Annotated in this window: 3 protein-coding genes; all 3 read left to right on the top strand. The window is 68.6% G+C overall.

Going from position 1 to position 3,554, the window contains the following annotated elements; all coding sequences use genetic code 11:
• Positions 1 to 71: 71 nt before the first annotated feature.
• A complete protein-coding gene (locus tag RTN46_RS16710) occupies positions 72 to 953 on the top strand; it encodes an amidohydrolase family protein (RefSeq protein ID WP_312183101.1) in 882 nt (293 codons plus the stop codon).
• The gene (locus tag RTN46_RS16705) at positions 953 to 2,143 is read left to right on the top strand and encodes an acyl-CoA dehydrogenase family protein (protein WP_312183100.1); all 1,191 of its coding nucleotides are present in this window, start codon (positions 953 to 955) and stop codon (positions 2,141 to 2,143) included. The genes RTN46_RS16710 and RTN46_RS16705 overlap by 1 nt, the downstream gene beginning before the upstream one ends.
• A 14-nt stretch (positions 2,144 to 2,157) precedes the next feature.
• On the top strand, positions 2,158 to 3,554 hold a 1,397-nt coding region (locus RTN46_RS16700), incomplete at its 3' end, for an ATP-binding protein (protein WP_312183097.1).

The raw sequence follows: 3,554 nt of genomic DNA, 5'->3' as shown, positions 1-3,554 counted from the left end.
AGGGGGTGGGGGAGAAGTTCCCGCCGCTGCCGGCCGAACTCCAGCCCCAGACCGCGGAAAGCAAGTAAGCCATGGTCTACACACTCGGCCTCGACGTCGCGGCCCTCGACGCCATCGACACCCACGTCCACATCGAGGTGGACGACCACGGACACAACGCGCTCCCGCAGGAACTCGTTGACGCCGCCTCCAAGCACTTCAAGACCGACGGACCGCGCCCCGGGCTGGACGAAATTGCCGCGTACTACCGCGAACGGAAGACCGCCGCCGTCGTCTTCACCGTGGATGCGTCCAAGGCACTGGGCCATCCGCCGAACTCCAGCGAGGAAATCGCCGAGGGTGCGGCCCGCAACAACGACGTGCTGATTCCCTTCGGTTCCGTGGACCCCACCTCCGGCACCGAGGCGCTGGCCCGGGCCAAGGTCCTCGCCGGTGACTACGGCGTGCGCGGCTTCAAGTTCCACCCCACGGTGCAGAACTTCGACCCCAGCGACCGCGCGTTCTATCCGCTCTGGGCCCTGCTCCAGGACTTGGGCGTTCCGGCCCTGTTCCATACCGGCCAAACCGGCATCGGCTCCGGCCTGCCCGGCGGCTTCGGCCTGAAACTGGGGCTCTCCAACCCGATCCTGCTCGACGCCGTCGCCGCAGACTTCCCCGAGCTGCAGATCATCATGGCCCACCCCTCGGTGCCCTGGCAGGACGAGGCCATTGCCGTGGCCACGCACAAGTCCAACGTCTGGATCGACCTCTCCGGCTGGTCGCCGAAGTACTTCCCGGCCAACCTGGTGCGCCACGCCAACTCCTTGCTGCAGGACAAGGTGCTCTTCGGCTCCGACTACCCGCTGATCACGCCGGACCGGTGGCGCCGGGACTTCGATGCCCTGGAGATCAAAGAGGCGGTCCGCCCCAAGATCCTCAAGGAAAACGCCGTCCGGCTGCTGGGACTGGGCTAATGAGCACCGAGGAGGCCAGGGCGTTCTACCCGTCCGACCGCTACGGCTACTCCGAACTCCTGAGCAGCGCCGAGCTCGGGGCACTGGGCAAGCTGCGGACCGTGCTGGACAAACAGGTCAGCCCGCTGCTGGGAGAGTACTGGGAAGCCGGGGAGTTTCCCTACCAGATCCGGCAGCCGCTGGTGGACCTGAACCTCATGGCACCCGTGGGCGCCACCAACAGCCAAGGACGCACCTCCGGGCTGTACACCGGCTTCCGGAACTTTGAACTCGCCCGCACCGATGCCTCGGTCGCCACGTTCTACAACGCCCAGTCCGGCCTGTTCCGCACCACCGTCCTGGAAGGCGGCAGCCCGGAGCAGGCAGCGGACCTGGATCCCAAGATCCGCTCCTTCGAGTACACCGGTGTCTTCGCGCTCACCGAACCGGACCACGGCTCGGATATTGCCGGCGGCCTGGAAACCTCCGCCCGGCGCGACGGCGGCGACTGGATTATCGACGGCGCCAAGCGCTGGATCGGCGGGGCGTTCACCGCCGATGCGCTGGCGGTCTTCGCCCGCGATACCGCCGACGGCCAGGTCAAAGCCTTCCTGGTCCCGCGCGAAACCCCCGGCGTCTCGATGAGCAAAATCCTGCGCAAAACCTCCCTGCGGATGATGCAGAACGCCGACATTGAACTGCGCGGCGTCCGGGTGCCCGATTCCGCCCGGCTGACCAACATCAACTCGTTCAAGGACGTGGCCGCGCTGATGCGCCGGCTGCGCTCCGACGTCGCCTGGATCGCCGCCGGACTGCAGGCCGGCGCGTACGAGGCCGCCCTGCGCTACACCCTGGAACGCCAGCAGTTCGGCCGTCCGCTGGCCTCCTTCCAGCTCACCCAGCAGAAGCTGGCGACCATGGCGGCCAACGTCACCGCCTCCCTGGGCATGGTGGTCCGGCTGACCCAGCGCCAGGAAGAGGGCATCTTCCGGGATGAGGACTCCGCCATGGCGAAGATGTTCACCTGCACCGCCATGCGGGAAACCGTTGCCTTGGCCCGCGAAGTGGTGGGTGGCAACGGCATCACCCTGGACACCGACGTCGCGCGTTTCCATGCGGACGCCGAAGCGGTCTACTCCTACGAGGGCACACATGACATCAACGCCCTGATCCTGGGCCGCGCCCTGACCGGGACGGGCGCCTTCCGCTGATAGGGTCGGCGCCCATGGAGAAGAACCTCGCGGATTTCCTGGCCAGCTTCAGCGCTGCCGTCGACCTGGCACAGCAGCAGCGCTTCCAGTCCTCGGACCGGGAACGGCTGCGGGATGCCATCAGCCGCCATCTGGGCTGCCCGGCACAGGACGTACCGATCGTTACCGAGACAATCCCGTTCCACCGGTTCGCGGACCTGGATATCGCCCTGGAACGGCTGGCCGCCGCCGATCCGGACAACTCGCTGATCGGGATGGGCGGCGGCCAGCAGCGCCGTCACCTGACCCTCTCCGATGTGGTGCAGGAGGACGGCTACAGCAACGTTCCGGTTGGCCAGCCCGACTTCGCCAACGTCGCCATCGGCCCCGATTCCAGCCGCGAAGCCCTCGCCCTGGGCGTCCGGCTCTTCCGCCACGGCGGGGTTCCCGTTGCCGTGATGCAGCGCAGCGGGGATCCCCAGACCGGCAGCCCGGACGCGAGCATCGCCGTGATGGCAGCACAGCGTCCCGCGGCGGCGGCTGTGCTGGCAGCCATCCAGGAAGACCTGCGGGCCAACAGTGTCCTGCGCGGACAGGTGGTGTCGCTGGGTTTTGACCCCTATGGCCAAAACGGCGCCGGCGTCACGTTCCTGCCCCGGCCCCGGCTTCCCCGCAGTGAAGTGATCCTGCCGGACGGCGTGCTGGAGCGGGTCCGCAGCCATGTCCTGGGCATCGCCGGGCACCGTGGCAGGTTGAAGGCGGCCGGCCAGCACCTCAAGCGCGGCGTGCTGCTGTACGGGCCGCCCGGCACCGGGAAAACGCACACCGTGCGGCACCTGTTGAGCGAGAGCCCGGGAACGACGGCGGTGCTCCTCTCCGGCGGATCCCTCGGCGCGGTCTCCCACGCGGCGAAACTCGCGCGGGCCATGGCGCCGTCGCTGGTGGTCCTGGAAGACATTGACCTGATTGCAGAAGACCGGAGCATGGGCCACGGACCGCAGCCGCTGCTCTTTGAAGTCCTCGATGCCCTGGACGGCCTCGACGCCGACTCCGATGTGGCTTTTGTGATGACCACCAACCGGGTGGACGTGCTGGAACGCGCCCTCGCCCAGCGGCCCGGACGCGTGGACCTGGCCGTCGAAATTCCGCTGCCGGATGCTGCGGACCGCGCCCGGCTGCTGGACCTGTACGCGCCGCCCGGAACATTCTCTCCCGCCGCGTTGGCACAGGTGGCCGAACAGGCCGAGGGGGCGACGGCGTCGTTCGCCCGGGAACTGGTGCGCCGGGCCGTCCTCGCGGCGGCGGAAGCGGGGGTGGAGTGCTCCGACGCGCAGCTGTTCGGCGCGGCGGAAAGCCTCTCCGGACAGCGCGAAGCCCTGACCCGTTCCCTGCTCGGGGCAGCACCGGACGGCAGCGTGCCTGCAGGGTCCGA

The organism is Arthrobacter sp. (assembly GCF_031988865.1).
Taxonomy (GTDB): domain Bacteria; phylum Actinomycetota; class Actinomycetes; order Actinomycetales; family Micrococcaceae; genus Arthrobacter_B.
The sequence above is the reverse complement of the archived record's forward strand: the minus strand, read 5'-3'. Positions and strand labels throughout refer to the sequence as shown.